Raw genomic sequence first — 26,269 nt, 5'->3', positions numbered from 1 at the left:
AGTCATTTCTCCAATTGTTTGTCTTCCCATGGTTCAAAGGAAAATGGAATTCCAGCCATTTTGGCAGTCAATTCATCGTAAGAAACCAAATCCCTTCTCGATAACTCTTTTAAAGAGCGTTTTCCCATTGCCCTTAATGCCATTTTTATTTCCTCAATACTTGCTGTTATAAATTTCTCCGCCGATTTTACTCCTTCTTCAATCTTAAATTGATCCTTGAATTTCCCTTGATTCCAAACCACTTGTGTAGGTGGTTCAAACGGAAGTGCCTTTAATGATTGAGGGTGTGAGACGGTAAACAACATAGCTGATCCTACATAGACTGCATCGGCTCCGAGGGCGAGCACTTTTAAAAAATGGCCGGGTACTAGCAGCCCGCCAGAGGCAATTAAACTAATTTTTCCCTTCATGCCTCGCTTTTCTAAATGATTAGCAGCCCTGACAATTGCATGAAGTGTTGGAATTCCGACGTCATCAGATAAAATAGGAGCGGCGCCGAGTGTTGCTGCTTGTCCTCCATCAACCGCAATATAGTCAACACCAATGTAGATTAAATGATCAATATCTTCTTCAATTTTTCCGCCGGCCCCAATTTTTGCCCCAATGGGAACACCGCCTGTAATGCTCCGAAGCTCATCAGCAAGTTCTTTCAAATCATCCAGCGTTTGGTCTTCAACAAAATTATCATAAATGACGGCATCTTCATTTTCCTTTAACCCCATCAGTTCACGGGCACGACCCGTTAAATTTTTCGGAGATATTTTCCCGCCTGTCCCCAATAGTGCCCCTTGTCCCAGCTTAATCTCAATCATATCGGCCCGCTTAAGGAGATCTTCTTCCTTTGCCCAATTTGTTTTGGAGAACTGTAAAACATATTTCCCGCCTATATTTATTTCCTCAGGCAGGACGGCCCCTTCACCGGAATTAATGGCGGTTCCAACATTATTCGCAGCATTAGCTAAGGAGAGTCTTACCTCTTCACTAAGTGCGATTCCATAGGCCATTCCGCTGATCATTAACGGGATTTTTATTTTCATTGGCTTTTTAGCCTGTGGCCCAATGGTTACTTGCACATCTACATCATCTTCACCGTCAATTGGAAATGGTGATGTTTGGGCAGGGATAAATGTAATTGGATCTAAATGCGGCCACTTTTTTGAGGACCCCATCGGGCGATGGAGGATATCGCCTGTTTCTGCCCGCAGACTATTTTCAAGCATATTTTGAATGCCCATATGTCTGAGTCCCGGCATCAACTCCATCACATTTTCTTGATAACTGTCAGATAAAATAATTTTTCCCATATGCTTCACCATCAGCTTCATGAACCAACGCCATCCAAAAAGCATGAATATAAAGGTGATAAAAATAATCGCTACCATTCCAAAAGTTAAGTAATAAAGGATAATCTCCATAGTTATTGCTCCATATTCCACAAAAGTTAATAATAAAACCAATTATTCTTAGTATAGTCAAAAAAAGGAAAATATTATAAATCAAGATAGTATTTTTAAAATCGTATGAAATTATCAAATTACTCCAAACTATATACATATAAAAACAGGGGGATTATTGGATGAATATAATGAATGATATTGGTCACCGAGCTTGGCCATTACCATCAAAAAACTGGATTATGCGACAAACTTGGAGAAATCTATTGTTTTTACATTGGCCCATTCCACTTCATTTACTACGGCCGCATATTCCTTCTTCTTTACAAATTGATACTTTTAATGGCTCCGCATGGATAGGTGTCATTGTATTTGTATTGGAGGGGATCTTTCCTCGTGGATTATCTTCTATTTCTCTTACGCCCAAATTTCCTGAAGTAAACGTAAGGACCTATGTTACATGCGATGGAAAACCTGGTATTTATTTTTTATCTATCGATGTTGAGAACTGGGCTTCATTAAAGATTGCAAAGAGGTGGTATCATTTACCTTATTATTCCGCACGAATTTCTCTTCGAAAAGAAGGACAATCCTTTCATTTTCATACCAGACGGAATGGTAACGTTGATAAGCCTATTTCATTTAAGGGGAAATACGAACCGGTATCGGAGATTTATTTTCCAATGGAAGGAACGCTGGACCATTGGCTCACTGAGCGGTATTGTCTCTATAGTTCGAATAATGGAGTCAACGTTTATTGTGGTGAAATACACCATTTGCCTTGGCCTTTGCAAAAAGCAGAAATAGAGATAGTTGAGAATAGCCTTTTTTCTCCATTTCAGTTTGAACTTTCTCAAGTTCCTCCGATCGCTCATTTCTCCACAGGGGTTGATTCGTTTGTGTGGAATATTAAGAAAAAACGAATCTAGTAAAACAAAACGAAAAAGGAATAAATATTTAATTATGTATATTTTGACCAATTGGGATAAATTATATATTTGTGGTAATTATTACTGAAAAGTATCAATTTGAGGGGGAACCCAATGGTTAAGCATAAAACAAAAGTTGCATTCTCTTTAGCCACATTAATACTTCCATGGCTCACCGTTCCGTTTATGGGGAAAAGAAGTTTTTTTAGATTTTTACCTGTGGCAAGTTTTGTTAATTTAGTTATAAGTGCATTTAGTCTAATTTGTTATAGAAAAAAATGGTGGGTCACGAAAAATCCTATTTCTCCTGGTCCGATCGATTTCACCTATATATTGGGTCCTTATTTTGTAGCTACATTGTGGATTTTTAAATTAACATTCGGAAATTTCCCCAAGTACTTACTTACAAATATGGTATTGGATGTCATTAATGCTTTTCCTTTACCTTACATAGGGGGAAAGTTTGGAATTATCAAATTCATTAAGATGAAACATACTGCCTGGTATTTTATTTGTGTTTTCTTAGCGATCATTATTTATGGCTTTCAGTATATGGTAGAACAATCAATTAAGAAGGCGGGCATTTTTTCTGGAAGAAGGCATAGCGGTCTAGACAATAGATAAAAAAAGGACAAGTCGTTAGCAGGTCAATTGACAACTAACGGCTTGTCCATTTTTACATATGTTAAGCTACTCCCTGCTGGAAACAAGGATCATTGTAGTAAATTACTTCAGATAGAATTTTACTACCCTTCATATATTTGAGAGCCTCTCTTGCTGCCTCTTCCGTTTCATATTCAAACATGGAAATATTCGAGTCTAAGTAACGAGTGATGATCCACATAGTAATTCCTCCTATTTAATAAATAATTTCTGTCCAACAGACAGTTGTCTAAAACCTGGCTAAAGATATATAAGATATGTTTAACCTCAAGGATGATTTAGCATGATGAAATTAGCACTCTAAAATTTAATGAAGTAACTATTCCTTTCCTCACACCAATAATAAAGCAAAAGTATAAAAAAATAAAATGCTATAAAATTATAATAACAAATAAAAAAAACTTATATGGAAAAATATAGAAATTTAGTGCCTGACACCACCACAACTACATTAGATGTAAGCGGGACACATTAGTTTCAGGAATTCGTTCATAAATGGATGACTGTTCTTTTATTCTTCAGTATAATTCAACTATAGGAAGATATTAGGACGGTGAATAGGGTGAAAAAAATAACAGTTGAAAACTTGGTTCGGAAGTTTTCATTGAAAGTACTGGCCGGTGAAAATCAACTGCAGAAAGTGATTACGCAATCACGGGTTCATCGCCCAGGCTTAGAATTTGTTGGTCATTTTGATTTTTTTCCAACAGAACGAGTTCAAATTTTAGGAACAAAGGAAATTACTTATTTACATAAGTTAAGTAAAGAGGAACGTAAAATACGAATTGGTAATATTGTTCATTATCATCCGCCATGTTTTATCGTTACAGCCGGTTCAGAAGGACTTACCTATTTAACGCATCATTGTGTTGAACAGGGTATTCCTTTGTTGGTGACAAATAAACCTGAGACAACCTCTGAATTTATTACCAAATTGGATGCATATTTGGTCAAGGAATTAGCACCAGAAATTGCTGTGCATGGAGTGTGTATGAATGTGTCGGGCATTGGGATCTTACTTCGCGGGAATTCAGGGGTAGGAAAAAGTGAAACGGCGCACACGTTAATCCGCCGGGGACACCGGCTGGTAGCCGATGATATTATTGTCCTAAAGAAGCTTAGTCCGCAAACCATTTTGGGTACTCATGACGGGAAAACCAGGGAATTTTTGGCGCTTCGTAGTATCGGTTTGTTAAATGTGGTTCGTTTATACGGCCGCAAGGCGTTTCAAGATGAAACCCGTATTGCTCTTGATATCCATTTAACTAAATGGGAAAAGGATGCCTTGTATAATGATTTAGATCAGGAGTTTCACTATACAGACTATATGGGTGTTAAGATTCCATCCATGGAAATCCAGCTCCAGCCTGGACGTGATGTGGCGGGGTTAATTGAAGCAGCAGCAAATAACTGGTATTTGAAGCAGCAAGGATACAGCGCGGCTGAAGAGTTCATGAGCAGGATTGAAGCCGATATTATAAACTCAGGTATCGAATAACGATTGAAGTATTAGTTTGATAGAGAACCGTTGTGTAAGAGAGTTGGTCATCATCGCCTTGATGATGACCAACTTCGCATCCTCTCACACATTTCTAAACTTCTGTTTTATTAGGAACTGGATGGTTTGTTACAATGGTTAGCCTTGTTTTCATAAAGACTTCACTGCCTACATAGACTCGTGCCTCAGCGATGAGAGCGAACAAAAGCGTGCCTGCTGCGACATGAAGCATCGCCCATGAGATATCAATAGACGAAGCGATCGTCAGAACTCCCAATACTATTTGAATGAGAACAGTAATAGCTGAAAAAATAAGTCGATTTTGAAGCTTTTCCTCCCACCCTTTTTTGAAAGATAAAAAGACAAGGAAGAAGATGTACAAGGCAGAAATGAATGCCAACCCTCTATGGATGGTTTGAATCATTTCTGGACCTGTCACAGGTAAGATTGAACTTCTACATCCAAACGAACCACACACCATTCCCAATGACTCATGCTTTACATATGCCCCAAATCCAAATACCAACAGCAAAAGAACCAGAACGATACTGAAGTGCCGTTTGATCCCTTTTTGATGGCCAGAATAGTCGTCAGCATCGATTCGAATATGGGCTTTCTCACCGGTTCGTCCCCAAATCCAGAGGAGACTTGCTAGAAAGAGCATCGCAATGAGTAAATGACTCGCTATAATACTTGTCGGTAAATCTTTTAACACGACGAGTGCACCTAGGAACACTTGGATGATAAGTAAAATAAGCATCCAAAATCCAACTGTACGAACCAATGGACTTGCTTCCCTGCGTAAAATATGGGCGAATAGGAGAATAGAAATAATTCCAAGAATGGCCCCTATCACTCGATGTGTGAATTCAATTAAAGTTTCCCCATGTAAAGTTGGAACAATGTCACCATTACAAAGGGGCCATTCAGGTCCACATCCCATCCCAGACTTTGAGGAAGCCACATAGCCCCCAAAGACAATTAATAAATATGTGAGCAATATGGTGAACAAAGCTAATCGCTTTATTGTCACGCCCACCCCTCCTTAAAAGTAGCTTATTACGAGAACATCCCCATGCTCCGTTACCTACCATTTTTTCCGGGAGTACCTAAATCTAACGGTATGAATGTGAACACTTTGTGAACTAGTAAAAAGAAATGGCTCGGATTAACTTTCCCGAATAATGGTTGAAGGCGCATGAAGTATACATTAATATGGACTTAACCTTGGCATCCTGTTGATTGTAGCAGAAGGTGCGGTGACCAACAGGCCAATTTATCAGAGCCAAATAATAAAACATATAAAACGTAAAGGACAGATTATTATGAAGTTTGTGTTAGCGCCCGATTCATTTAAAGAAAGTATGACGGCGAAGAAGGCTGCCCTTGCAATGGAAAAAGGGGTGAAAGCTGTTTTCCCTAACGCAGAATGTGTCATTGTTCCCATGGCTGACGGCGGGGAAGGAACAGTAGAGTCCCTCGTAAGTATGACCAACGGAGAAATTATAAAGACAGAAGTCATTGGTCCATTAGGAGAAAAAGTGATTGCGGAATATGGCCTTTTAGGTGAAGGACAAACGGCCGTGATTGAGATGGCCAGTGCAAGTGGTCTTGAATTAATCAAACCAAAAGAAAGAAACCCGTTACTGACGACAACCTATGGAACAGGCCAATTAATCAAACATGCTTTAGACAAAGGTGTAAGGCGCTTCTTGATTGGAATTGGCGGAAGTGCCACCAATGATGGCGGAGCAGGAATGCTGCAAGCGCTGGGAGTTTCATTTAAGGATCAGGCTGGAAATGAACTGCCTTTTGGCGGGGGAGCATTACAGCAACTGCATTCCATTGATATGAGTGGATTAGATGAACGGATTAAAATGGTTCAAATCGATGTCGCTTGTGATGTCACCAATCCACTAATTGGTGACAATGGCGCCTCAGCTATTTTTGGTCCTCAAAAAGGAGCAACTCCGGAAATGGTAAGAGCTCTTGACCAAAATTTAGCACATTTTGCTGATGTGATTAAAAAACAATTAGGTGAAGATATTGCCTATTTGGATGGTGCTGGAGCTGCAGGCGGACTTGGTGCGGGGCTAGTGGCTTTTTTAAATGCCCAGCTAAAAAAAGGAATTGATCTGGTCATTGAATATACAGGCCTCGAGGAGCAAGTCAAGGGAGCAGACTATGTTTTTACAGGAGAAGGCAGCATTGATGGCCAGACCTTGTTTGGTAAAACACCTTATGGCGTGGCTGCGATCGCTGAAAAATATTCCGTTCCGGCGATTGCGTTTGCCGGCCGAATTGGCGATGGAGTAGAGTCCCTGTACGACAACGGGTTTACTGCCATTATTGGAATCTTAAAGGGTGTGACTACATTAGAGAAAGCACTCGAATGTGGGGAAGAAAACTTAGCTTTTGCGGCAGAAAATGTATGCCGTGTCTTGAAGATATAGTAAACCTGCAGGCCGCCCCAAAGAATAAACATGAAAAAGTTGAACCGTGCTATTAGGTTCAACTTTTTTATTTTTTTCAAAGCCAGGATGTAATCCATACCTTCCTTCGCATAGGGGTGGAAATTAAGGAAATAATAGTAAATATCAGTCTTTTAAGGAGTTTTCAGAGATGAGTTTCTTTAAGCAGAATTCTTCTTTATTAAGCCGTTCTAATGACCTCTCAAATGATATCGAGGAAAATATAAAAAAAATACAAGAGTATTTTTGTCATACAGAAGATTTGATGCAAAAAGAACTACTATTTTCTAACCATAAGTGTGTCATTTTATATCTTGAACCGCTGGTGAATAAAGAACTTCTCCAATCTTCCATTATTGAACCTACATTAGAAGCGAAGGAAAGCGAGATTGAAAAAACAGTCCGTGCAGCCGAAGTCAAAAGGACTTCCGAAGTAACAGAATCAGGCAAAAATTTATTAGACGGGTTTTGCTTAATTTTGTTAGAAGACGACCCTCAAGCTTATTTGGCTTCAGTAGGAGGAATAGAAGGAAGGGCTATTCAGGAAGCAACGAACGAGCGGAGCGTTAAAAGTTCTTATGATGGTTTTGTTGAAGGTTTTAGTCCGAATCTCCAACTTTTAAGAGTGCGGATTAAAAGTCCACAGTTAAAGGTGAAATACTTTACGATTGGAAACATTTCTAATACGAAAGTGGGGATGGTCTATTTAGAAAATCTGGCAAATCGAGAGCTTATTGATGAAGTGGAGCGGAGATTAACTTCTATTGAGATGGATCAGCTTTATTCAGCTGGTGAACTAGAGGAGCTGATTGAGGATCATCCCTTTTCCCCATTTCCACAAATATTAGCTACGGAAAGGCCAGATCGAGTGGTTTCGTATATAACGGAAGGGAAAATTGCTATCATTGTCGATGGGAATCCTCGTGTGCTAGTCGTCCCTATTACTTTTTTTTCCTTTTTTCAAACACCTGATGACTATAATAGCAGATGGATTGTGGGTTCCTTCTTTCGTTTAATCCGCATTGTGAGTTTTATTATTGCCATTAGCCTGCCTGCTATTTACATTGCTATTGTTTCCTTTCATTCAGAAGTCCTTCCGATTGGCATTTTATACTCCATCAGGACCTCCTTAGAGTTTGTTCCCTTTCCTCCGCTTGTGGAAGCCTTAACCATGTTGGTTATTTTAGAATTATTAAAAGAGGCTTCCGTTCGCCTGCCTTCGCCTATCGCTCAAACCATCGGGATTGTTGGGGGATTAGTCATTGGGACAGCAGTAGTAGATGCTCATATTGTGTCTAATATGATGATTGTTGTGATTGGGTTTACAGCCATTTCCTCATTTGTGGCACCTATCAATGAAATGGGGACTAGTGCACGATTATTAGGGTTTCCAACAATGCTGGCTGCTACATGCTTTGGTTTTTTTGGAATCGTCTTTGTGTTAATGATCATCTTTATGCATTTAAGTAAATTAGATTCTTTTGGATCACCCTATTTTTCCCCATTTGCCCCATTTAAGAAGGAGGATCTTAAAGATTCGTTCATAAGGCTTCCACACTGGAAATTAAATACCCGTCCCACAGATGCTAGACCAGTGTTTACAAAACAACAAGGACGAACAAGGGGGTGGAAGAAGAAATGATGAAAAGCGATCAGTCTATTACAAGATTTCAGCTGTTTTTTATTTTGATTCAATCTCAAATTGGTGTGGGGTTATTATCATTGCCTAATACCGTGCAGTCATCAGCCAAAGGAGACGGATGGATATCTACTCTTCTTGCGGGATTGGCAGTACAAGTTATGCTTTTTATCTATTGGCATTTATTAAAACGATTTCCAAAGCTGATCTATACGGAAATAACTAAAAAGATACTAGGGAATTATTTGGGGAAGTTGCTAAACTTGTTCATCTATATATATTTCATCCTTGTCGGAGGCCTGGCGACGATATTACTGATTAAAATCGTTAATTTGTGGTTATTACCGTTAACACCAAGTTGGATCATATCATTGCTTATTTTGACTGCTTGTATCTATTTAGCAATTAGTGATTTGAGGATCATTGCAAGATTCTTTGTACTGGCATCTTCGTTAATCCTGCTATTATGGCTTACCACCTGTTTAAGCTGGTTTACCCCGAGAGAGTTTCAATACATACTTCCGCTGGGCAGTTCGGGATTAAAAAATATGATAGTGGGAAGTAAAAATTCACTACTCGCCATGCTGGGATTCGAAGGACTGCTGTTTTTCTTCCCATTTATTATTGAAAATAAAAAAGGAGTATTAAAGACCATATCAATGGCCAACCTTTTCATCACCATGTTTTACACTTATTTTATGTTCTTAACTCTCATCCATTTTACTACCGGTCAATTGGCACAAATGAGAGAGCCTATTGTAAATTTACTAAGGGGAATCGCATATAATGTGGTCGATCGTGTCGATCTTATTTTTCTATCGATATGGATTGTTCCGATGACTACTTCCGTCATCGCCTATTTATTTTTTGCTTGTAAGAGTTTAAATGTAGATAAGAAGAACTATCCTAAAGCCGTCTTAGTAAATGGACTCATTGTTTTTTTGATTACCTTGATTCCTAATGATGATGCCATGATTAATCTTTTTAACAAATATGTCTATTATTTAAGTTATCTGGTCGTCTTTTTGATCCCGATCTTGCTATTAATTCTTTCGTTGTTATTGAAAAAGCATGAAATGAGTGAATCTGTATGAGAAAAATAGTCCTCATGATTTTACTAATCACTTCCATTCTGTTGACTGGCTGTTGGGATCAGCGGCAGCTAGTAAATCGAACATTGTTAAACGGAGTTAGTTTCGATCTTAACGAAGAGGGGAAGATTGAGGGGGCTGTAAGAGCATTATACATACAAAATAAAGGAGCAGGTCAATTCGAGGTACAGGATGAGTTAGTTGAATCGGTTAGACCAACTGTAGTTGGTTTAGGGTTAGATGTAGACAGTAAAATATCGGGTGTAATAGATGCTGGTAAAGCGCACATAATCATAATAGGTGAGGAGCTGGCGAAAAAAGGAATCCACCCATTCGTTGAATTTATGTACCGAAAAATGGATTCTAATTTGTCCGCCAAAATTGTTATAAGTAAAGGTAAGGGGAAAGATATTCTTTCTATGGAAAAGGAAAAAAGCCCAATTGCCTTCGTTATTTTGCAATTACTGAAGGGTGCACAAGCGGATACGGTTATACCGAATAAAACAGTCTTTAGAGTTTGGAATAACATATTAGATCCTGGTAAAGATATGATTTTACCCTATCTTGAAAGAGTTGAGTCGAATAAAGTGGAAGTGTATGGAGTAGCTTTATTTAATGGTGATAAATATACAGGTACAACATTATCAAAAGAAAAAAGCAGTATATTATTACCCTTAATGGATCAATTAAATACGACGAATAATATGGTTTTAATGCTAGGCCCAAGCAGCAGCCGCCGATCCATATCGTTTGCAACGAGGGATATAAAAAGGAACTTAGAAGTCCAAGTGGATAAGAATCAGAAAATTACTTTCAAAATTAATCTCAAAATGAATATTGAAATACTTAGCTATCCTCAGGATATTAAAAAGGGGCTAAACATCAAAAAACTAAATCAAGATCTTTCAAAGGAATTAACCAAACAAGCAAAGGAGGTCACCGACACATTATTAAAATCCAATTGTGATGCATTGGGAATTGGAAGACAAATCTCTAGTTTTCACCCTGAATTATGGAAGAAAATCAATTGGGAAGACGAATATAAAAATGTCCAATTTGAGCCGAACGTAAAGGTAAACATCATAAAAACTGGGAATGTATATTAGAATGTTACAATAAAAAATGCCATCCCTCTATAAATAAAGGGTGGCATTTTTTTGACTGATTAGTCTATAATAGTTACCTTTAATTGTTTTACACCAAACTCAACGGCATCTTGATGGGAAGGAATAAAGACATCAATTCTGTTTCCTTTAATTGCACCGCCAGTATCTCCAGCGATTGCTTCACCATAGCCTTCTACATACACTTTACTGCCAAGTGGTATAACAGATGGGTCAACGGCAATCACTTTCTTATCTGGGTTTGCCTTTAGGTTAATTCCAGTAGCGGTAGTGCCAGAACATCCCTCACATGAAGCTGTGTAAGCTGTAGCTCTCACAGTTATTTCCTTTGAACTCTTATTTTCTGTTGACGCAGCTTCCACCTTAGGTTCACTTTCCTTTGGTGCCTGTGCAGTCGGCTTTGCAGGTTCTTTTTGTACGGCTTGCTTAACAGGTTTTTCTGTTACAACCTTAGTAGAAGTAGTTGTAGTAGTATTTAAACCCTCATAGATTAATAGATTTAATCCAGGATGGATGAGATCGGTAGTTAATTTGTTCCATTCTTTAAGTTGCGGAACAGTTACTTGATAATCCATGGCGATGTCCCATAATGCATCACCTTTTTTAACAGTATAATGTTTTTCTGGAGCAATTGTTAATTGATCACCAGGGAAAATTAGGTCCGTGGTTAGATTATTCACCGTTTGGATATTTTCTAAAGATATATTATTTTCGCGTGAAAGATCCCAAAGGGTATCCCCTTTTTGTACAGTAATCGTTGCAGCTTGTACATTAGCACTTACAGTTACTGAGAGTACAGCAACTGCTAAAATTGATAGTATTCTTTTAAGCATTTCTTTTACCCTCCATGTTCTTTGGTTGCTAAGTTTTCTAAATAGTAACATAGAATTTTCTGAAACAAAGAACAGAGAGATGTTAAATCCTTTACATACATGGCATTTATATTGCAATAATATTTCTAAGGACAAATAAAAAACACTGCTACACTATAGGAAAAAGTAGTGTCTGCAGTGTATTGTCTGGATATTTGGACGGTTCTCTCTTTGGTGTTAATTTAAGATAGTCACCTTTAATTTTTTTACACCAAAATCAATCGCATCCTGTTCAGATGGAATAAACACGTCAATTCGATTTCCTTTGATTGCGCTGCCTGTATCTGCGGCAATCGCTTCACCAAAGCCTTCTACATAAACCTTACTGCCCAGAGGAATGACAGATGGGTCAACAGCGATGACCTTTTCATCTGGGTTATCTTTGATATTAATACCGGTCTTGGTAATTCCTGAACATCCTTCACATGAAGCTGTATAGGCAGTGGCCTTCACGGTAATTTCCTTTGCACTTTTACTTTTACTTTTACTGCTAGTTACTTTTATGACAGGTGTACTTTTCTTTTTTGCTTGTGCAATAACGGGTTTTGCAGATACCGGGAATGGTTCAGTAACGGCTGGTGCCGCAGGATTCACAGGTATATCTGTTTCAAGCATATCCGCATCCTTTTGGATATTTTCTAAGGTTTGATTATATTGATCCCATCGGGTATTGTCTTGTTTTACAGTTATCGTTGCGGCTTGTACATTAGCACTGACAGTTACTGAGAGTACAGCAACTGCTATCAATGTTTTAAATGTTTTTAGCATTGTTTACCCTCCCTGTTCTTTTTGGCAGCTAATTTTTCCTTATCGTAACATGGATTTTGCTGAAACAAAGAACAGGAAAATGTTAAAAGCTTTACATCTATGGCAATTATATTGCAATAATATTTCGCAGTTTACCTAATAATCTGAAAACGGGACTATTTTACTGCCTTTAAATGATAAAAGCCCAGTAGTGACAACTACTGAGCTTAATTTTCGTTTATTACAATTATGTTACAAATTACATAAGAATCATCATCTAACAATAGGGGTTGGGTATATTTACCTACGTATTTTAGTCCGATTTCATTTCTCCGATGTTCTAATCAGCACATTAACGACTCATGGTATTCGACAAAACGTTACTTTACGGAAGAATATTGCCGGCGGCGCGATAAATACGATACCATTCCTCACGAGTTAATTGTATGTCACTTGCTTTGCAGCAGTCCTTTAATCTGTCGATATTCATTGTCCCGATGACTGGCTGCATATGGGCTGGATGGCGTAGTAGCCAGGCGATTGCGATGGTAGTGCTGCTGACTCCATATGTAGCGGCAATTTCATCAATCTGCTGGTTCAATTCCGGAAACTTTTCGCTTCCAAGGAAAACGCCTTCAAAGAATCCGTATTGGAATGGGGACCAGGGTTGGATGGTGATATCGTTCAAACGGCAATAATCGAGAACGCTTCCATCCCGGTTTATCGCAGAATCATTCTCCATGTTGACATTAATTCCATTTGAGATCATTGTAGCGTTCGTAATACTTAATTGCAGCTGGTTAGCTACGAGTGGCTGCTTCACAAACTTTTTAAGCAATTGGATCTGCATTGGATTTTGGTTGGAAACGCCAAAATGACGGACCTTTCCAGAAGTTTCAAGGATATCGAAGGCCTCAGCCACTTCCTCAGGCTCGACAAGTGCATCCGGGCGATGCAAAAGCAGTACATCGAGATATTCAGTCCTCAATCGTTTTAATATCCCATCGACAGATTCCAAAATATATTCTTTAGAAAAATCAAACATGCCCTTACGGATCCCGCATTTAGATTGCAAAATAATGTTCTCGCGAATATTTGCATTCATGTGGATCGCATCTGCAAAAATTTCCTCACATACGCCGCCGCCATAAATGTCGGCATGATCAAAGAAGTTTGCCCCTTCTTCTAAGGCAGATTGAATAAAATGCTCTGACTCTTTCTTCTCTAGCGAGTTAATACGCATACACCCAACAGCTACGACGGGCACTTCTAAAGAACTGCTTCCGAGTTTCATGGTTCTCATCAACTATTTCCCTCCAATATGTGATTTTTGGTGAATGATGCCGATATGTAAATGGATTATTTAATTTTTGCTTCCGGCAACATTACCAGACCCATTCCCTCCTTATTTTGTCACACACGATGAATGTATAGCAATTTTTAACACAATAGGAGTTTCTATTTCTGTAGAAGCAACAGTCTTTTTCGGGAATAAAATTATTAAGGAACCGGCTACTTGTCTCAGGCAGATTAAAACGCCGTGCATATTTTATTGATAAGTACTATCCGGCGATAGCTAATCAATCATTTAGCATGGCTTTATTTTTGCAAAAGGGGCTGGTTTTTCTTGGCACGAACACCATTAGCAAGTATACTGCAGAAATCATTTGCGATGGCAGGTTCTGAAATGGACAAACAATCTGGTACTGGACAAGCTTTTACACTAAAACATAATCATTCACAAGATACTTTTCTTACACACGATATGGTGCATAACGGTGTGCAATTGAATCAAAGGATTGTCATTGTGGGAGCAGGTTTGGCGGGTCTCACATGCGCGTACCGTCTAAAACAGGCGGGGATCATAGCAACAATTTATGAAGCGTCTGAACGTGTTGGCGGACGTTGTTGGACAAGGAGGAATTATTTCAAAGACAATCAAATGGTCGAGCGCGGGGGGGAATTGATCGATACGTGCCATACGGAGATCCAGGACCTTGCGAAAGAATTAGGCTTAAAATTAGACCATTTAATCATGTCAGAGGCCATTGGTACCAAGCCATTTTATTTTTTTGATCAACGTCCGTATTCCTTTCAGGAAGTAACCGATGATTTTATCAAAATCCTCCCCCAACTACAAAGGGATCTGAAAGAAGCGGGTGAAACGACTCTTTATAATTGTTATACGGAACGAGGATATGAGCTGGATCATCTGTCGATTGTTGACTATATCAATGAAACGGTACCTGGAGGCATCAGTTCTCGTTTTGGCAAGTTATTAGCCTTGGCCTATTCCGTTGAATTTGGAGCAGACGCCAGTGAGCAGAGTGCACTAAATCTTCTTTATATGTTAGGGGCTGTAGAAAAAATGAACTTTCAAATGTACGGAGATTCAGACGAATGTTTTCATATTTGCGGTGGCAATGATCAAATCCCTGCCATATTAGCAAAAAAGCTTCACGGACAAATCCATTATAATGCTGAACTAATCAAAATAGACCAGCACAGTCATCAGAAGATAAAGCTGGTTTTTAAAAATAATGAAAAAGAATGGGAGGTCATAGCGGATAAAGTAATTATTGCTATCCCAGTTAGTATTTTAAAAACGATAGATTATCAGAATGCAAGATTTTGCCCATTAAAGGCGGTGGCGATTGAAGAGCTTGGAATGGGCATCAATACAAAGCATCATGTTCAATTTACCAATCGATTTTGGAATGAACTTGGAAATAATGGCGAAACATTTGCGGACACAGGCTATCAGCAAACGTTTGAATCATCACGGGCTCAACCAGGTCTATCGGGGATTCTGGTTAATTATACAGGTGGTAAAAATGCGGCTCAGCAATTTGCAGTCACAGACGAAAAATTAATAGAGACGACGCGTAACTTTTTGGACAAACTAGAACCTGTATTGCCAGGCAGCGTTAATAATTGGAACGGGTTAGCCACCATCGACCATTGGCTTAGTAATCAATGGAGCAAAGGGGCCTATTCGTATTGGAGGGTAGGGCAGTATACGAAATTCGCTGGTATTTTAGGGGAAAGGGAAGGGAATATCTTTTTTGCCGGTGAGCACACATCAATCAAGTATCCAGGGTATTTGAATGGTGCAGTCGAGACGGGTGAGAGGGCTGCACAAGAGGTCATCCGAGATTTGAAAATACAGTAGGAACATAAATAAAAGGCTAACATATATGGAAGCTGCTGGTTCCTATTTGTCAGCCTTTTTTTGAATAGGGAGTGGGTTACATTAAAAAATGTCTCTTAGTTCACTATCAGAATAAATCGAAATGAGGACAACTGCTTTTCCATCACCAATATTTTTAACAAAATGGGGTACACTAGCGTTCCAGCTGAAGGAATCCCCTTCTTCAATGATCATGGAGTCCTCGCCTTGTTCTGCTAGGACTTTTCCTTCTAACACCAAATGACACTCTTCTCCTTCATGAGCATTTAATTCACCCATAGAAGCGCCCGCAGGAAATTCGACAAGCATCATTCTTAAGCCGCCTTTAGAGGTTAAATGTTCAATCTTTAAGTGGTTAAAAGTGGAGTGAGTCCGTTCATTTTTTCTAACAACCCGCATATGCTCTTTTTTTTCTAATAATAAATACGGTAAAGGAACCCCAAGAAAGGTTGCAATTGTTTGCAGCGTGCTAATAGATGGAGAGGTATTATTGTTTTCAACATTGCTGATAAATCCTTTAGACAGCCCTGTTCCTTCACACATTTGCGCAATGGTGATTCTCTTTCGATTTCGTATCGCACGAATTTTTGCTCCGATTTCCAAATGATTCACCTCTGGTGATCGTTTATTCTAGCTTACCATTCTTTCGGCTGGTAATTTAAGTCAGAAAATAATTGATTCTTTTCTTTTTTCGATAAGTCACGCCACTGTCCAATCGGCAGGTTGCCTAAATGGATGTTCATGATCCTTGTCCGCTGCAAGCGGACAACCCCGTAGCCGAGAGCTGAGCACATCCGGCGGATTTGGCGATTTAACCCTTGTGTTAAGATGATTTGAAATACATATTTAGATAGTTGGGTTACTTTACATGGAAGTGTCTTTGTATCGAGAATTTCAACCCCGGCCGCCATCTTCTGTAAAAATTCAGGAGTAATCGGTTTGTCGACGGTAACGATATATTCCTTTTCATGCTTATTTTCGGCACGTAAAATTTCATTAACTATATCACCATCGTTCGTTAGAAGGATGAGGCCGTCAGAATCCTTATCCAATCGTCCAATATGGAAGATTCGTAAGGGATGGTTGACTAAATCAATGATATTTCCCTTGATATGCCTTTCCGTCGTACTCGTAATTCCGACCGGTTTATTTAAGGCGATATAGACATAATTATGGGCAACTTTAATCTGGCTCCCGTTGATTCGAACATCATCCCCCGGTTCCACTTGACTGCCCATTACCGCCACTTGCCCATTAATCGTAACCTTTCCTTCACTAACTAACTTATCGGCCCCTCTTCTAGATGCCTTCCCAGACTCGCTAATAAACTTATTAATACGCATGATACACACCCTAAATGGAGAATTGTATTTTTACCATACCCAACTGCCACTGTTTTTTCAAGTCCTTCTGGTGCCTGACACCAGGTAGAGGAGATATTTATCTTTTAATGTAGAGAGAAGATTGTCGAATAGAGAGAGAATTTCCGATTAAATTTCTTAAAAAACAGGTAAGTAGGATTACTTTTCCTTTGATTTTTTGACAAAATATTCTGATTACGTATGTTACTTTTATTAGTAATAATGACATAAATTGGGGAGATTACGATGAAAAAACTTTCTATTATTTTTGTTTTGTTGTTTAGTATATTCCTATTTACGAGTCAAGCAGATGCTAGTGGCGGTTCACAGCTAATTATTATTAATAAGAAGACCAACACTCTTGCCTTTTATGATAGTGGAAAACTAGTTAAAACATTTAGAGTGGCTACAGGTCGAACCAGATCACTTACTCCGGAAGGCAAATTTAGAATTGTTACGAAAATCGTTAATCGGCCCTATTATAAATTGAAAATCCCAGGAGGAGATCCACGGAACCCTTTAGGTAACCGCTGGATGGGATTGGAAGCAAGAGGTACCTATGGGACAACCTATGCAATTCATGGGAACGCCAATGAAAATTCAATTGGTACCTATGCCAGCTCAGGCTGCATTCGGATGCACAATTCAGAAGTACGCTGGCTCTATAGCCACGTTAGTAAATATACATCAGTTATCATCACCCATACCGATAGCAGCTTTGATTCCATTGCCAAAGCGAACGGATACGGGAACGGCTGGGCTGAACTAAGCGGGAACAAGTATTATTATGTTGATGGTGAAGTAAAAACCGGCTGGCAATCGATCAGTGGGGAAAGCTATTTCTTTAATGATAAAGGGGTTATGCAGACTGGCTGGCTTACCCAGAATGGACAGAAATATTATCTCAATAAAAAAGGTGTCATGAAAACCGGCTGGCTCGAAAAAGACGGTAAGAAGTACTATCTCGACCAAACGGGTGTGATGAGAAAGGGCTGGATTGCTGACAACGGAAAGAATTATTATCTAGATAATAAGGGGGAGCTGCAAACCGGCTGGTTATCGGTGGATGCGAATCGGTATTATCTTGATCAAAGCGGTGCAATGAAAACAGGCTGGCTTGCTGATAGGGGAGAATGGTACTATTTCGATGATACAGGGCTGATGAAAACAGGTTGGATCAACTCTGAAGGCAGATGGTATTTCCTTAATGATCAAGGTGTAATGAAAAATACACAGGAACTCGTTAACAATATTCAGTGGGATTATCTCGACAAAAGCGAAAATACCGAATTGGAGGGGGCAAATGTTTTAGCAGAAAGGTACAAATTATCCAGCCATGAGTCCGTCGTGACTGGCTGGTTGAATTACAAGGAGAAATGGTATTACCTTTACGTAAGTGAAGATATGGTTGCCAGTGCGATGAGTGAAGGGTGAATAGAGTTTATAGGATAAATTACCTTATAGATTAATAGACCTCTTAAAGCGCCTCCATGAGGTGTTTTTTTGTAATATTGACCTAAAAAAGAAAGATAAATCGCTGGTTTACATTTTTGTCTACATGTTTACATTATGTATACTTTGCGTTTACAAAAGCGTAAACATGTAGACAAACTAGTACACATCAAGTAATAGCGCTGTGTATACAGATTTGTAATCTTTGTTTACAAATATCTTAATAACATTGGGACAATAAAATGATGTTAGTTTACTGATTACAAGGGGAAATGGTATTACCTCTATGTCGTGAAAATTTGGATGCTGGCGTCATAAATGATGGATAAAGGACTATCCCCTTTTCCCTTCATTTGATGATTATGTTCAACTTCGATGGAGTATGTATGTGTGAATGAGTAAGGATTAAAGAACAAAGACTTGAGGTTTTTAAGAAGTTATAGGACTTGTATTCAAATTTGTAGACGTGTTTACCAATTTGCATACAAGTTTACGTTTTGTATACTTCGTGTTTACAAAAATGTTTTCAAGTAGACAAACTGGTATACACCGTATAACCAAACCATGTATATTTGGTTGTTATTATTGAATACAGAAGTTTGATAACGTTATTGTGTGAATTCAAGTTGGATAGCGAGGTTAGAGGAATGTTATTCTTCCAATCCTACATCATTAAAACGCTCAGGGCAGCTCTAAGAAAAATGGGAAAGCTGCTACTTCTACGTGTGAAAGAGGTAGAAAGAACACTCAGGCTCTCTTCAGCAACAATCAGTGGGGTCATCTCGAGAAGGATGAAGGTAATGATTCAAATGGGTCAGATTTATTTAAGGAAAAGTACAAGGATATTTTTGGGGGTTAAAGGTCACTTTGTCACGATGTTGGTTGGATCGGTAATCCGCATATAAGGTTAATACAGCTTATATCTTAGTAAGGATAGTGTGGTCTGCTAGGTCGATGAATTTAGGTCAGTACACTAGGCCCCCCTTTTCTTCCTCATTATCCTAGATCGGTAAGGCTCCGCTTTGATGGTATGATTTTTTGTCTAGAACTATACTTAGTGAAATAGTGAATCAACCATGAGGAATTATGGTAAGTTTACATTATTGTGTACTTGTTTACAAAGTTGTACACTTGATGTTTACAATTATGTATACATGTAAACAAACCCGTACACATTCTGATATGGAGCTTTGTGTACAAATTTGTCATCGGTGTTTACAAAAAAGTATACAACGCACTAAAGTTTACATATTGTTTACATCATTACAGTTATATTTTTTTTTACTAAGAAATCTTGAAGAATCTATTAATCTTCTATAACCTAAGAGAAGGAACTAGAATTACATACCCAGTATAAAAAATAATAAATCTATAAATTGAAAAGGAATGATATTAATGACTAAATCCAGAGTTGCAGCTATTGATGTAGGGAATGACTCAATTAAGGCTATTTTCGGAGAACTTGAATATGAATTAAATATTCCTAACATTATTGCTAGAGATACAGAAGATCGACCTGTTATTGGAATTGAAGAACTTGATAATAAAAATCCATTAGATGGCATTCACATCAAAGTCCACTCCCCTGCTTTAAAAGAGAACAACGGAATTTTCCGTATTGGTAATCTAGCTACTAAAAGTATTAATGCTACTGAGTTAGACCCTGGCAGCAGCAAGTCAGAAGAAGATCAAACATTAATCATGCTCTTTGCAACATTAGCTTTAGACGCAGTAAGGGAAAATAACTCAAATGCTTTCCCGCGCACTAAAAATATAATTGATGCCAATTATACTCTAGGAACAGGTCTTCCCCTTCGCGAAGTAAAAGAAGGAAAAGATGCCGGCTACCGCTCTAAACTAGTAGGTTCAGTCCATCAAGTTGAATTCCTTGTCACTCCAAAGTACCAAGGGTTAAAAGTTAATATTAAATTTGATGAAGTAAAAGTATATCCTGAAGGTTTCGCTGCATTTATCAATCTTGTTTTGGATAATAGCGGGAAAATCATCAATAAGGATCTAATTGATAAGCGCATCTTAATTCAAGATATCGGTGGATTATCAACAGATATCGCCGTCATCAAAAATCGTAATGTTGATGATGATAAAGCTCAAGGCTTTAATCTAGGGGTTTCAGAATCATTAGAAGCAATTCGCGAAGAAATTAGAACAAAGCATGGCGTTGAGCTCGATAGCCGCCGTGATGTAGTTGAGATTATTACGAAGAAGAGTGACCGCAATCATATTATGGTAAAAGGAAGCCGGACAAGCGTACATGATATTACCGACCGCATCTTGCTTGATCTAGCTAAAAAGCAATATCGTTTGCTGCGTAATGTTTGGCAGAGAAACTCCCAAACAGAAATTTGCTACTTTGTTGGCGGCGGAGCTAATGTCTTAAAGGAATATCTTAAAACGTTAAATAACAATTTAGACGGTTACAATATTGATTTCTTTGAAGATGAGAAAGAAAGTATTTGGATGATGGCTAACGCTTATTATAAACTTATCATCGACTTTGTTCGAAAGTCAGAAAAACAACAACCAGCGCCTAGAGTTGAACCTGTAAAAGCTAAATAAGGTGATTATATATGAAAAAGCCAGCCTCAAATGAGGTTCAGAGGGGTCAAGCCATATCCTTTCGCATCCCCTCTGATACACCTGACCATATCTTAAAGCATTTACAAAAGTTGAAGGATACAGAGCGAAGGAATTTTTCTAGTAAAATTGCCGAGTTTGTGATGCAAGGTGTGAGTGGTTCTGTTTCGCGGGAAAAGGAGACCATTACGATCCCCCTCCCCCACAAGTTAACGAAAGCCCAGCGGAATTGGTTGAAGCATGAGCATTCAGAAGCCTTGCTGGGAAGTATTCTTTATCAGCTGATTTCTGATCCAGTTCGTTCGACTGCACTGCTGGCATCATTAAACAGTCATTCAATCGATATCGATGAAGCTTTGTATCTTCAGGAAGAAGTATTTCCCGAGAAACTCCAAAAAGATGACAGTTATCTTCAGATTGCTGCCGGTAAGGAGGATCCACCAACCCCTATCGACTTAAGCGATATGGATGATGACCTTAGTGATTTTGACTGGGAAGATGCAAAAGAAAAGCAGCCTTCACCTGAAGAAGAGGAAACTGAAGTCGAGTTAGATATCGACGACCTACTTGGTGGTTTTCTTGCAAACATGAATAAGTAATTTAAAAGGGCCAGCCTCACCGTATTGTGTGAGGCCGGCCCTTTTCTTATTAATGCTGTTTATTCGGCATTCTTTGGCTTTTTTGACTCGTTGCTTGACGTTGTTTATTTTTCTGATCTTTTGCCTGCTTTTCATGCAGCTGTTCTACAAACTCATGTGTGCTACGGTTATCCATTCTGCCTAACCTCCTTGAAAAAATCGAACCAGTGTTATTTTGACCAAGCTGTTTGAAAATATTCAGTAATGCATTTCACTTGTTTTGCATAAAGATTACCAATATATTTTTAGTAAAAATAACTCTATTAAACTATTAATAGATTTGGTGGTGTGCTAATGGAGCTGCCTAACAATATTGTTGAGGCCAACGGGGGTTTAAATGAGAAGTTAATTTTGAAAAAGGAAATCCTTTATAAAGGAATGAATGGGAGATTTGTCGAAAGATTTTATCTGACCCAGGATTCAAGCTATATTTTTAAACCACTAACAAATAATGGTCAATTAGGCAAAGAGGTCTGGGTTTATGAACATATCCTCCCCCATTTCCCAGCCATTTTTCCAAAAATTATTTCTTACTCCATAAATGAATGCACCGAACTGAACTGGATGATTCTTGAGGACCTCGGTCAGCTCTCGCATGAATTTAATGAGGAGATAGTATTAGATGTCATAAAGTGGACTGCATGGTGGCATTCTCTCCCGGTTGAACAATTGGGGGATGTACCACTTAATGGATTGAAGCCAAGAATAGAGGAAATTATATCTGAGGTCTTTGGTAAGAAGAATGAAGTATATCGTTTAATGTCTGATATGACCATGGAGCAGGAACTTGTCGATGCTATTTTTGAGAAACTAAGTGATTGGCAGTTGTCAAAGCTTCAAGTGTTGACCCACGGCGATTTACATACCGGAAATTTTGCGGTTGCTGGTACCGAATTGAAGATCTTAGACTGGGAGCACGCCCATCTTAATTCTCCACACTGGGACCTGTACCACCTGATTGATATGTCCCATCCTCTTTTTCCGAAAAGAGTAACAAGTCCATTGCGGGAAAGAATCTTGAGAACGTATCTTGATCTGGTTACATATGAGCATGACCGGGAATGTTTTTTTACGGAGTATTATTTAGTGTCAACTGTGTTTTCAATTTGGATGCTGTTATTGATACAAAAGGATCAAAAGGGAAATGGCGGGAAATGGTCTGTTGAGCAACTAAATAATCAGTTTGAAGAAACGGTGTCAAGTCTTCGACAATGTGCTGCAGCACTGCTTTTATGAAAGAAAGCTCACTTTGAGTTAGTCAAAGCGAGCTTTTTTAGTTATGCTTTTTGTTCCGTTAATTTGATGATTTCAATGACAGTGTTAGTGGCTTTAATCATATTATCCACGGAAATAAATTCAAATTTGCCGTGGAAATTTTCCCCGCCAGTGAAAATATTCGGTGTCGGCAGACCCATATAGGAAAGCTGTGAGCCATCGGTGCCGCCGCGGATTGGTTTAACAATTGGCGTAATGCCAAGGCTCACCATCGCTTCATGAGCAATATCAACAATTTCCATCACCGGTTTAATTTTTTCACCCATGTTGTAATATTGATCATTGAGTTCGAGTTGAATGGAGTCGTTGCCGTATTTGGACTTTAGTTCACTCACGATGCTTTCCATTAATGTCTTACGGGCCTTGAAATTGTCCATATCATGGTCTCTGATGATGTAGTGGAGCTTGGTCAGTTCTACATCACCATTGAATGCTAATAGATGGAAGAAGCCCTCGTATCCTTCGGTATGTTCGGGTACTTCCTGGGCTGGGAGCTTGCTATGTAATTCCATCGCAATTTTCATCGAGTTGACCATTTTGTCTTTTGCGGAGCCTGGGTGAATGTTGTTTCCTTTGATCGTAACTTTTGCTGCCGCAGCATTGAAACTCTCGTATTCTAATTCTCCGAGCGGACCGCCATCCACGGTATAAGCATGCTTGGCATTGAAGGCCGCAACGTCAAACTTATGGGGTCCCCTGCCGATTTCTTCATCTGGGGTGAACGCAACGCGGACCTTACCGTGTTTAATTTCTGGATGATTCAACAGATAAGCCATGGCGGTCATGATTTCGGTGATGCCGGCTTTGTTGTCTGCCCCTAGCAACGTTGTGCCGTCTGTTGTGATCAGAGTGTGACCTTTATAGTCAGGAAGACTTGGGAAATCCTTCGGTGACATCACGACTTTAAGGGCCTCGTTTAAGACGATTTCGTTCCCATCATAGTTTTCAACGATTTGCGGGTTCACGTTTTTCCCAGTAAAATCTGTTGCTGTATCAACATGGGCGAGGAAGCCAATCGTTGGGACTTCTTTATCTGTGTTCGACGGTAAGGTCGCCATCACATAAGCATTTTCATCAATTGTGACTTCTTGCATCCCAATCGCTTGTAATTCTTCAACAAGCATGCGGGCTAGTGTCCACTGACCTTCGGTGGATGGACAAGTTTCGTTGTTTTCATTGGACTGGGTGTCCACTTTAACATAGGAAGTAAATCTTTCAATCAGTTCGTTCTTCAATTCCACTACACTCCTCTTAATTGAGTTGAATTCATGACTATCATATCACTATGGGAGAGCGGTTACACGTTTTATAGTGAGTGGTGTTTAGTGGACGGGGTTAGTGGCGGATGAATTGATTTTACTGGCTGATAGAGGTAACTTACTGGCGGATGAGCTCTATTTAGTGGCGGATAAGCCCACATTACTGGCAAGAGCGAAAATAACTGGCGGATAGGCACCAAATACTGGAGGATAAGCATCTGTTACTGGCGCATAGAAATCATTTACTGGCGACATTACTTAACAATAATCGTCTCCCGATCATTGGTTTAGTTAGTAGATCTTAAATCCATAAAATAGCACCGATCTCGATAGGTTCCCTCACTTTGCAAATCCATACTCAGCAAAATACGCTTGGCTGTATGAATATCATCCACCCCCAAAAACTCCCGGCACTCCCGATTTGTGATGGTTCGCTTAAATATCAAAAACCACTCGCGTAATGTCCTTTGATGGGCAATGTGATCGAACGCACCGCAATGCGGGCAGCACCATGTCCGGGGCTGCTTAATCATGCCAAATCTCCCGCAGGTCACACACCTTACTCCAGATCGGAAATCTCCGTAAGGAACACCGTATGATTCACATATTGGTTTAGGAATAAAAGGTTGATGACTTTTCAAAAGTTCTGCAGATAGCCAGTTAAAGGTTTCGTGGTCCAACTTATTTCCATGTTGTGGGATGCTATTCAAAAAAGAGGGAATCAAACTGGGGAATAAGATGTTTGTGTTCTTAGGGGGAGCGGCCACAATTTGTTTAGGATAGGCCAATACAACGGCACCGAATATAGGGATATCAATATTTCGACCCCATAGCCAATCACTAATTAGTTCGCGATTGCGCTCCAATTGGACAACCGGGCTCTCATACCCATCCTGGTGTCCATCCTCCTTTGTGCGGATCAATTGGGGCGGTTTATCCTTGAATTCCAGGACCCCGCCAATATTCTTCACTTCTAAAACTGTACCAAACCAAGGAGTCAGCACAAAGGAATCCATTTGGAAATGCTTGCGCCATGCAGGAGATAGATCGTGGAAAATATGGTGTTCATCAGAAAACGGGTGCATCCGGAATACCTCTGCCACCCTCTCCTCTCCGCCAATCCCCGCCTCGACAGAGCTTCGCTTTGCCGCCAAAACCGACTGTAGCGAATGGTCAACGGCTAACCGCTGCTGCGCGGCAATTAATCCTTCCAACGTCAATGATGCATCTTGGTCTTTCATTAAAATTGTCCATCACCTCCACAAAACAGTACCTTCACCCTGCATCGTAGCACATCCACAAAGGCCATACTATACATCAACTGACCATTTCATAATTTTGTAAAAAATATAGCTTGACCACTATTGACCAGTTGAGTCAACGGGAGTACAATGTGATTGACTGATGTGGTCAATGCAAAAAAAGGAGGGCCGCAACCATGTTTTCGAAGTTTCTCAACTTAGATAAAGAAAAACAAGATCGAATAATAAATGCTGCCATTAAGGAATTTGCCGGGAAAGGATATGACCGGGCATCGACGAATGAAATTGTCAAAGAAGCAGGTATTTCCAAGGGATTGCTGTTTCATTATTTTCAAAACAAGAAGCAATTGTTCCTATTTGTCTTTGATTACTGCTACGAACTGATCGTCGACGAATTTTACAAAAAAATTAATCTTCAAGAGACGGATTTCTTTATCCGAATGCGTCAAGCCATCATCGTTAAAATGGAAATGCTCTCAACTTATCCAGATATCTTGAAGTTCATGCAAGAGGTATTTATGGACGAATCGGCTGAAATAAAGGTTGAGTTTGATAAAAAAAAGTCAGAACTGACGCATATCAATATTGAAAAGGCGTATGAGGGGATTGATTATTCGAAATTTAGGGAGGATGTCGATCTCAAGAAAATTATAAAAATGATCAGCTGGACATTTGAAAAAATGAGTGATGAAGCGATAGAAAAAGCAAAGTTAACCCCCGGCCACGAGATCGATTATCAAAAAATCCAAGCCGAAGCAGAAGAGTATTTTGAGGTCATGATTAAATGTTTTTATAAACAGTAGGAGGCT

At 39.2% G+C, this 26,269-nt stretch carries 25 protein-coding genes; 14 read left to right on the top strand and 11 right to left on the bottom strand.

Annotation, left to right across the window (positions count from 1 at the left end; genetic code table 11):
* Positions 1-2 precede the first annotated feature (2 nt).
* Entirely contained in the window at positions 3-1,415 is a 1,413-nt protein-coding gene (locus ACE198_RS03080) for an FMN-binding glutamate synthase family protein (RefSeq protein ID WP_375374680.1), read from the bottom strand.
* A 161-nt stretch (positions 1,416-1,576) separates the two neighbouring features.
* Here ACE198_RS03080 and ACE198_RS03075 point away from each other — a divergent pair, with 161 nt between their 5' ends.
* Positions 1,577-2,323, top strand: coding sequence for a YqjF family protein (locus tag ACE198_RS03075; RefSeq protein WP_375374679.1), 747 nt, complete (start codon positions 1,577-1,579; stop codon positions 2,321-2,323).
* 114 nt (positions 2,324-2,437) lie between these two features.
* Positions 2,438-2,947, top strand: coding sequence for a hypothetical protein (locus tag ACE198_RS03070; RefSeq protein ID WP_098571627.1), 510 nt, complete (start codon positions 2,438-2,440; stop codon positions 2,945-2,947).
* Between the two features lie 61 nt (positions 2,948-3,008).
* Here the strand turns inward: ACE198_RS03070 and ACE198_RS03065 are convergent, their stop codons facing one another.
* Positions 3,009-3,167, bottom strand: coding sequence for a hypothetical protein (locus ACE198_RS03065; RefSeq protein ID WP_180229969.1), 159 nt, complete (start codon positions 3,165-3,167; stop codon positions 3,009-3,011).
* Positions 3,168-3,548: 381 nt separating this feature from the next.
* Between ACE198_RS03065 and hprK the strand changes: the two genes are divergently transcribed.
* Positions 3,549-4,484, top strand: a complete 936-nt coding sequence (gene hprK, locus ACE198_RS03060) for an HPr(Ser) kinase/phosphatase (RefSeq protein WP_375374678.1) — start codon at positions 3,549-3,551, stop codon at positions 4,482-4,484.
* A 94-nt stretch (positions 4,485-4,578) separates the two neighbouring features.
* On the opposite strand, the gene ACE198_RS03055 is transcribed toward hprK, so the two are convergent.
* The gene (locus ACE198_RS03055) at positions 4,579-5,517 is read right to left on the bottom strand and encodes a COX15/CtaA family protein (protein ID WP_375374677.1); all 939 of its coding nucleotides are present in this window, start codon (positions 5,515-5,517) and stop codon (positions 4,579-4,581) included.
* Between the two features lie 292 nt (positions 5,518-5,809).
* Between ACE198_RS03055 and ACE198_RS03050 the strand changes: the two genes are divergently transcribed.
* The 4 genes from ACE198_RS03050 (at position 5,810) to ACE198_RS03035 (ending at position 10,791) form a co-directional block, all read left to right on the top strand.
* The gene (locus tag ACE198_RS03050; RefSeq protein WP_375374676.1) at positions 5,810-6,937 is read left to right on the top strand and encodes a glycerate kinase; all 1,128 of its coding nucleotides are present in this window, start codon (positions 5,810-5,812) and stop codon (positions 6,935-6,937) included.
* Positions 6,938-7,106: 169 nt separating this feature from the next.
* Entirely contained in the window at positions 7,107-8,597 is a 1,491-nt protein-coding gene (locus ACE198_RS03045; RefSeq protein WP_375374675.1) for a spore germination protein, read from the top strand.
* On the top strand, positions 8,594-9,688 hold the full coding sequence (locus ACE198_RS03040; RefSeq protein ID WP_375374674.1) for a GerAB/ArcD/ProY family transporter: 1,095 nt from the start codon (positions 8,594-8,596) through the stop codon (positions 9,686-9,688). The genes ACE198_RS03045 and ACE198_RS03040 overlap by 4 nt, the downstream gene beginning before the upstream one ends.
* Positions 9,685-10,791, top strand: coding sequence for a Ger(x)C family spore germination protein (locus ACE198_RS03035; protein ID WP_375374673.1), 1,107 nt, complete (start codon positions 9,685-9,687; stop codon positions 10,789-10,791). The genes ACE198_RS03040 and ACE198_RS03035 overlap by 4 nt, the downstream gene beginning before the upstream one ends.
* 59 nt (positions 10,792-10,850) lie before the next feature.
* On the opposite strand, the gene ACE198_RS03030 is transcribed toward ACE198_RS03035, so the two are convergent.
* The 3 genes from ACE198_RS03030 to ACE198_RS03020 form a co-directional block, all read right to left on the bottom strand.
* Positions 10,851-11,642: a 3D domain-containing protein gene (locus ACE198_RS03030; RefSeq protein WP_375374672.1), complete on the bottom strand. Its 792-nt coding sequence runs from the start codon at positions 11,640-11,642 to the stop codon at positions 10,851-10,853.
* Between the two features lie 216 nt (positions 11,643-11,858).
* On the bottom strand, positions 11,859-12,449 hold the full coding sequence (locus ACE198_RS03025; protein WP_375374671.1) for a 3D domain-containing protein: 591 nt from the start codon (positions 12,447-12,449) through the stop codon (positions 11,859-11,861).
* 364 nt (positions 12,450-12,813) lie between these two features.
* A complete protein-coding gene (locus ACE198_RS03020; RefSeq protein ID WP_375374670.1) occupies positions 12,814-13,731 on the bottom strand; it encodes an aldo/keto reductase in 918 nt (305 codons plus the stop codon).
* 324 nt (positions 13,732-14,055) lie between these two features.
* Here ACE198_RS03020 and ACE198_RS03015 point away from each other — a divergent pair, with 324 nt between their 5' ends.
* Positions 14,056-15,600, top strand: coding sequence for a flavin monoamine oxidase family protein (locus ACE198_RS03015; protein WP_375374669.1), 1,545 nt, complete (start codon positions 14,056-14,058; stop codon positions 15,598-15,600).
* An 81-nt stretch (positions 15,601-15,681) separates the two neighbouring features.
* On the opposite strand, the gene ACE198_RS03010 is transcribed toward ACE198_RS03015, so the two are convergent.
* Both ACE198_RS03010 and rluF read right to left on the bottom strand, forming a co-directional pair.
* On the bottom strand, positions 15,682-16,221 hold the full coding sequence (locus ACE198_RS03010) for a helix-turn-helix domain-containing protein (RefSeq protein ID WP_098571619.1): 540 nt from the start codon (positions 16,219-16,221) through the stop codon (positions 15,682-15,684).
* Between the two features lie 32 nt (positions 16,222-16,253).
* A complete protein-coding gene (gene rluF, locus ACE198_RS03005) occupies positions 16,254-16,961 on the bottom strand; it encodes a 23S rRNA pseudouridine(2604) synthase RluF (protein ID WP_098571618.1) in 708 nt (235 codons plus the stop codon).
* A gap of 264 nt (positions 16,962-17,225) precedes the next feature.
* Here rluF and ACE198_RS03000 point away from each other — a divergent pair, with 264 nt between their 5' ends.
* The 4 genes from ACE198_RS03000 to ACE198_RS02985 all read left to right on the top strand — a co-directional run bounded on the left by ACE198_RS03000 (position 17,226) and on the right by ACE198_RS02985 (position 21,625).
* Positions 17,226-18,413: a L,D-transpeptidase family protein gene (locus tag ACE198_RS03000; protein ID WP_375374668.1), complete on the top strand. Its 1,188-nt coding sequence runs from the start codon at positions 17,226-17,228 to the stop codon at positions 18,411-18,413.
* 665 nt (positions 18,414-19,078) lie between these two features.
* A complete protein-coding gene (locus ACE198_RS02995) occupies positions 19,079-19,336 on the top strand; it encodes a hypothetical protein (RefSeq protein WP_375374667.1) in 258 nt (85 codons plus the stop codon).
* 490 nt (positions 19,337-19,826) lie between these two features.
* Positions 19,827-21,008 (top strand): ParM/StbA family protein, encoded by a 1,182-nt coding sequence (locus tag ACE198_RS02990; protein WP_098571615.1) that lies wholly within the window; start codon positions 19,827-19,829, stop codon positions 21,006-21,008.
* 11 nt (positions 21,009-21,019) lie between these two features.
* Entirely contained in the window at positions 21,020-21,625 is a 606-nt protein-coding gene (locus ACE198_RS02985) for a hypothetical protein (protein ID WP_375374666.1), read from the top strand.
* Between the two features lie 49 nt (positions 21,626-21,674).
* Here ACE198_RS02985 and ACE198_RS02980 read toward each other — a convergent pair whose 3' ends face one another.
* A complete protein-coding gene (locus ACE198_RS02980; protein WP_098571613.1) occupies positions 21,675-21,800 on the bottom strand; it encodes a DUF4023 domain-containing protein in 126 nt (41 codons plus the stop codon).
* A 158-nt stretch (positions 21,801-21,958) separates the two neighbouring features.
* On the opposite strand from ACE198_RS02980, the gene ACE198_RS02975 reads away from it, so the two are divergent.
* A complete protein-coding gene (locus ACE198_RS02975) occupies positions 21,959-22,900 on the top strand; it encodes a phosphotransferase (protein WP_375374665.1) in 942 nt (313 codons plus the stop codon).
* A gap of 41 nt (positions 22,901-22,941) precedes the next feature.
* Here the strand turns inward: ACE198_RS02975 and pepT are convergent, their stop codons facing one another.
* Both pepT and ACE198_RS02965 read right to left on the bottom strand, forming a co-directional pair.
* Complete coding sequence (gene pepT, locus ACE198_RS02970) at positions 22,942-24,174, bottom strand: peptidase T (RefSeq protein ID WP_375374664.1); 1,233 nt, start codon at positions 24,172-24,174, stop codon at positions 22,942-22,944.
* A 311-nt stretch (positions 24,175-24,485) separates the two neighbouring features.
* Positions 24,486-25,439, bottom strand: a complete 954-nt coding sequence (locus ACE198_RS02965; RefSeq protein ID WP_375374663.1) for a nuclease-related domain-containing protein — start codon at positions 25,437-25,439, stop codon at positions 24,486-24,488.
* 197 nt (positions 25,440-25,636) lie between these two features.
* Between ACE198_RS02965 and ACE198_RS02960 the strand changes: the two genes are divergently transcribed.
* Positions 25,637-26,263: a TetR/AcrR family transcriptional regulator gene (locus tag ACE198_RS02960; protein WP_375374662.1), complete on the top strand. Its 627-nt coding sequence runs from the start codon at positions 25,637-25,639 to the stop codon at positions 26,261-26,263.
* Positions 26,264-26,269: the final 6 nt, after the last annotated feature.

It is taken from the genome of Neobacillus sp. KR4-4, assembly GCF_042136325.1.
Lineage (GTDB): Bacteria > Bacillota > Bacilli > Bacillales > Cytobacillaceae > Neobacillus.
The sequence above is the reverse complement of the archived record's forward strand: the minus strand, read 5'-3'. Positions and strand labels throughout refer to the sequence as shown.

What these genes read in the sequence shown, in the direction of transcription:
- ACE198_RS03080 (WP_375374680.1), bottom strand. Translation starts at nt 1,415, where the DNA reads ATGGAGATTATCCTTTATTACTTAACTTTTGGAATGGTAGCGATTATT.
- ACE198_RS03075 (WP_375374679.1), top strand. Translation starts at nt 1,577, where the DNA reads ATGAATATAATGAATGATATTGGTCACCGAGCTTGGCCATTACCATCA.
- ACE198_RS03070 (WP_098571627.1), top strand. Translation starts at nt 2,438, where the DNA reads ATGGTTAAGCATAAAACAAAAGTTGCATTCTCTTTAGCCACATTAATA.
- ACE198_RS03065 (WP_180229969.1), bottom strand. Translation starts at nt 3,167, where the DNA reads ATGTGGATCATCACTCGTTACTTAGACTCGAATATTTCCATGTTTGAA.
- ACE198_RS03050 (WP_375374676.1), top strand. Translation starts at nt 5,810, where the DNA reads ATGAAGTTTGTGTTAGCGCCCGATTCATTTAAAGAAAGTATGACGGCG.
- ACE198_RS03045 (WP_375374675.1), top strand. Translation starts at nt 7,107, where the DNA reads ATGAGTTTCTTTAAGCAGAATTCTTCTTTATTAAGCCGTTCTAATGAC.
- ACE198_RS03040 (WP_375374674.1), top strand. Translation starts at nt 8,594, where the DNA reads ATGATGAAAAGCGATCAGTCTATTACAAGATTTCAGCTGTTTTTTATT.
- ACE198_RS03035 (WP_375374673.1), top strand. Translation starts at nt 9,685, where the DNA reads ATGAGAAAAATAGTCCTCATGATTTTACTAATCACTTCCATTCTGTTG.
- ACE198_RS03030 (WP_375374672.1), bottom strand. Translation starts at nt 11,642, where the DNA reads ATGCTTAAAAGAATACTATCAATTTTAGCAGTTGCTGTACTCTCAGTA.
- ACE198_RS03025 (WP_375374671.1), bottom strand. Translation starts at nt 12,449, where the DNA reads ATGCTAAAAACATTTAAAACATTGATAGCAGTTGCTGTACTCTCAGTA.
- ACE198_RS03020 (WP_375374670.1), bottom strand. Translation starts at nt 13,731, where the DNA reads ATGAGAACCATGAAACTCGGAAGCAGTTCTTTAGAAGTGCCCGTCGTA.
- rluF (WP_098571618.1), bottom strand. Translation starts at nt 16,961, where the DNA reads ATGCGTATTAATAAGTTTATTAGCGAGTCTGGGAAGGCATCTAGAAGA.
- ACE198_RS03000 (WP_375374668.1), top strand. Translation starts at nt 17,226, where the DNA reads ATGAAAAAACTTTCTATTATTTTTGTTTTGTTGTTTAGTATATTCCTA.
- ACE198_RS02995 (WP_375374667.1), top strand. Translation starts at nt 19,079, where the DNA reads ATGTTATTCTTCCAATCCTACATCATTAAAACGCTCAGGGCAGCTCTA.
- ACE198_RS02990 (WP_098571615.1), top strand. Translation starts at nt 19,827, where the DNA reads ATGACTAAATCCAGAGTTGCAGCTATTGATGTAGGGAATGACTCAATT.
- ACE198_RS02985 (WP_375374666.1), top strand. Translation starts at nt 21,020, where the DNA reads ATGAAAAAGCCAGCCTCAAATGAGGTTCAGAGGGGTCAAGCCATATCC.
- ACE198_RS02980 (WP_098571613.1), bottom strand. Translation starts at nt 21,800, where the DNA reads ATGGATAACCGTAGCACACATGAGTTTGTAGAACAGCTGCATGAAAAG.
- ACE198_RS02975 (WP_375374665.1), top strand. Translation starts at nt 21,959, where the DNA reads ATGGAGCTGCCTAACAATATTGTTGAGGCCAACGGGGGTTTAAATGAG.
- ACE198_RS02965 (WP_375374663.1), bottom strand. Translation starts at nt 25,439, where the DNA reads ATGAAAGACCAAGATGCATCATTGACGTTGGAAGGATTAATTGCCGCG.
- ACE198_RS02960 (WP_375374662.1), top strand. Translation starts at nt 25,637, where the DNA reads ATGTTTTCGAAGTTTCTCAACTTAGATAAAGAAAAACAAGATCGAATA.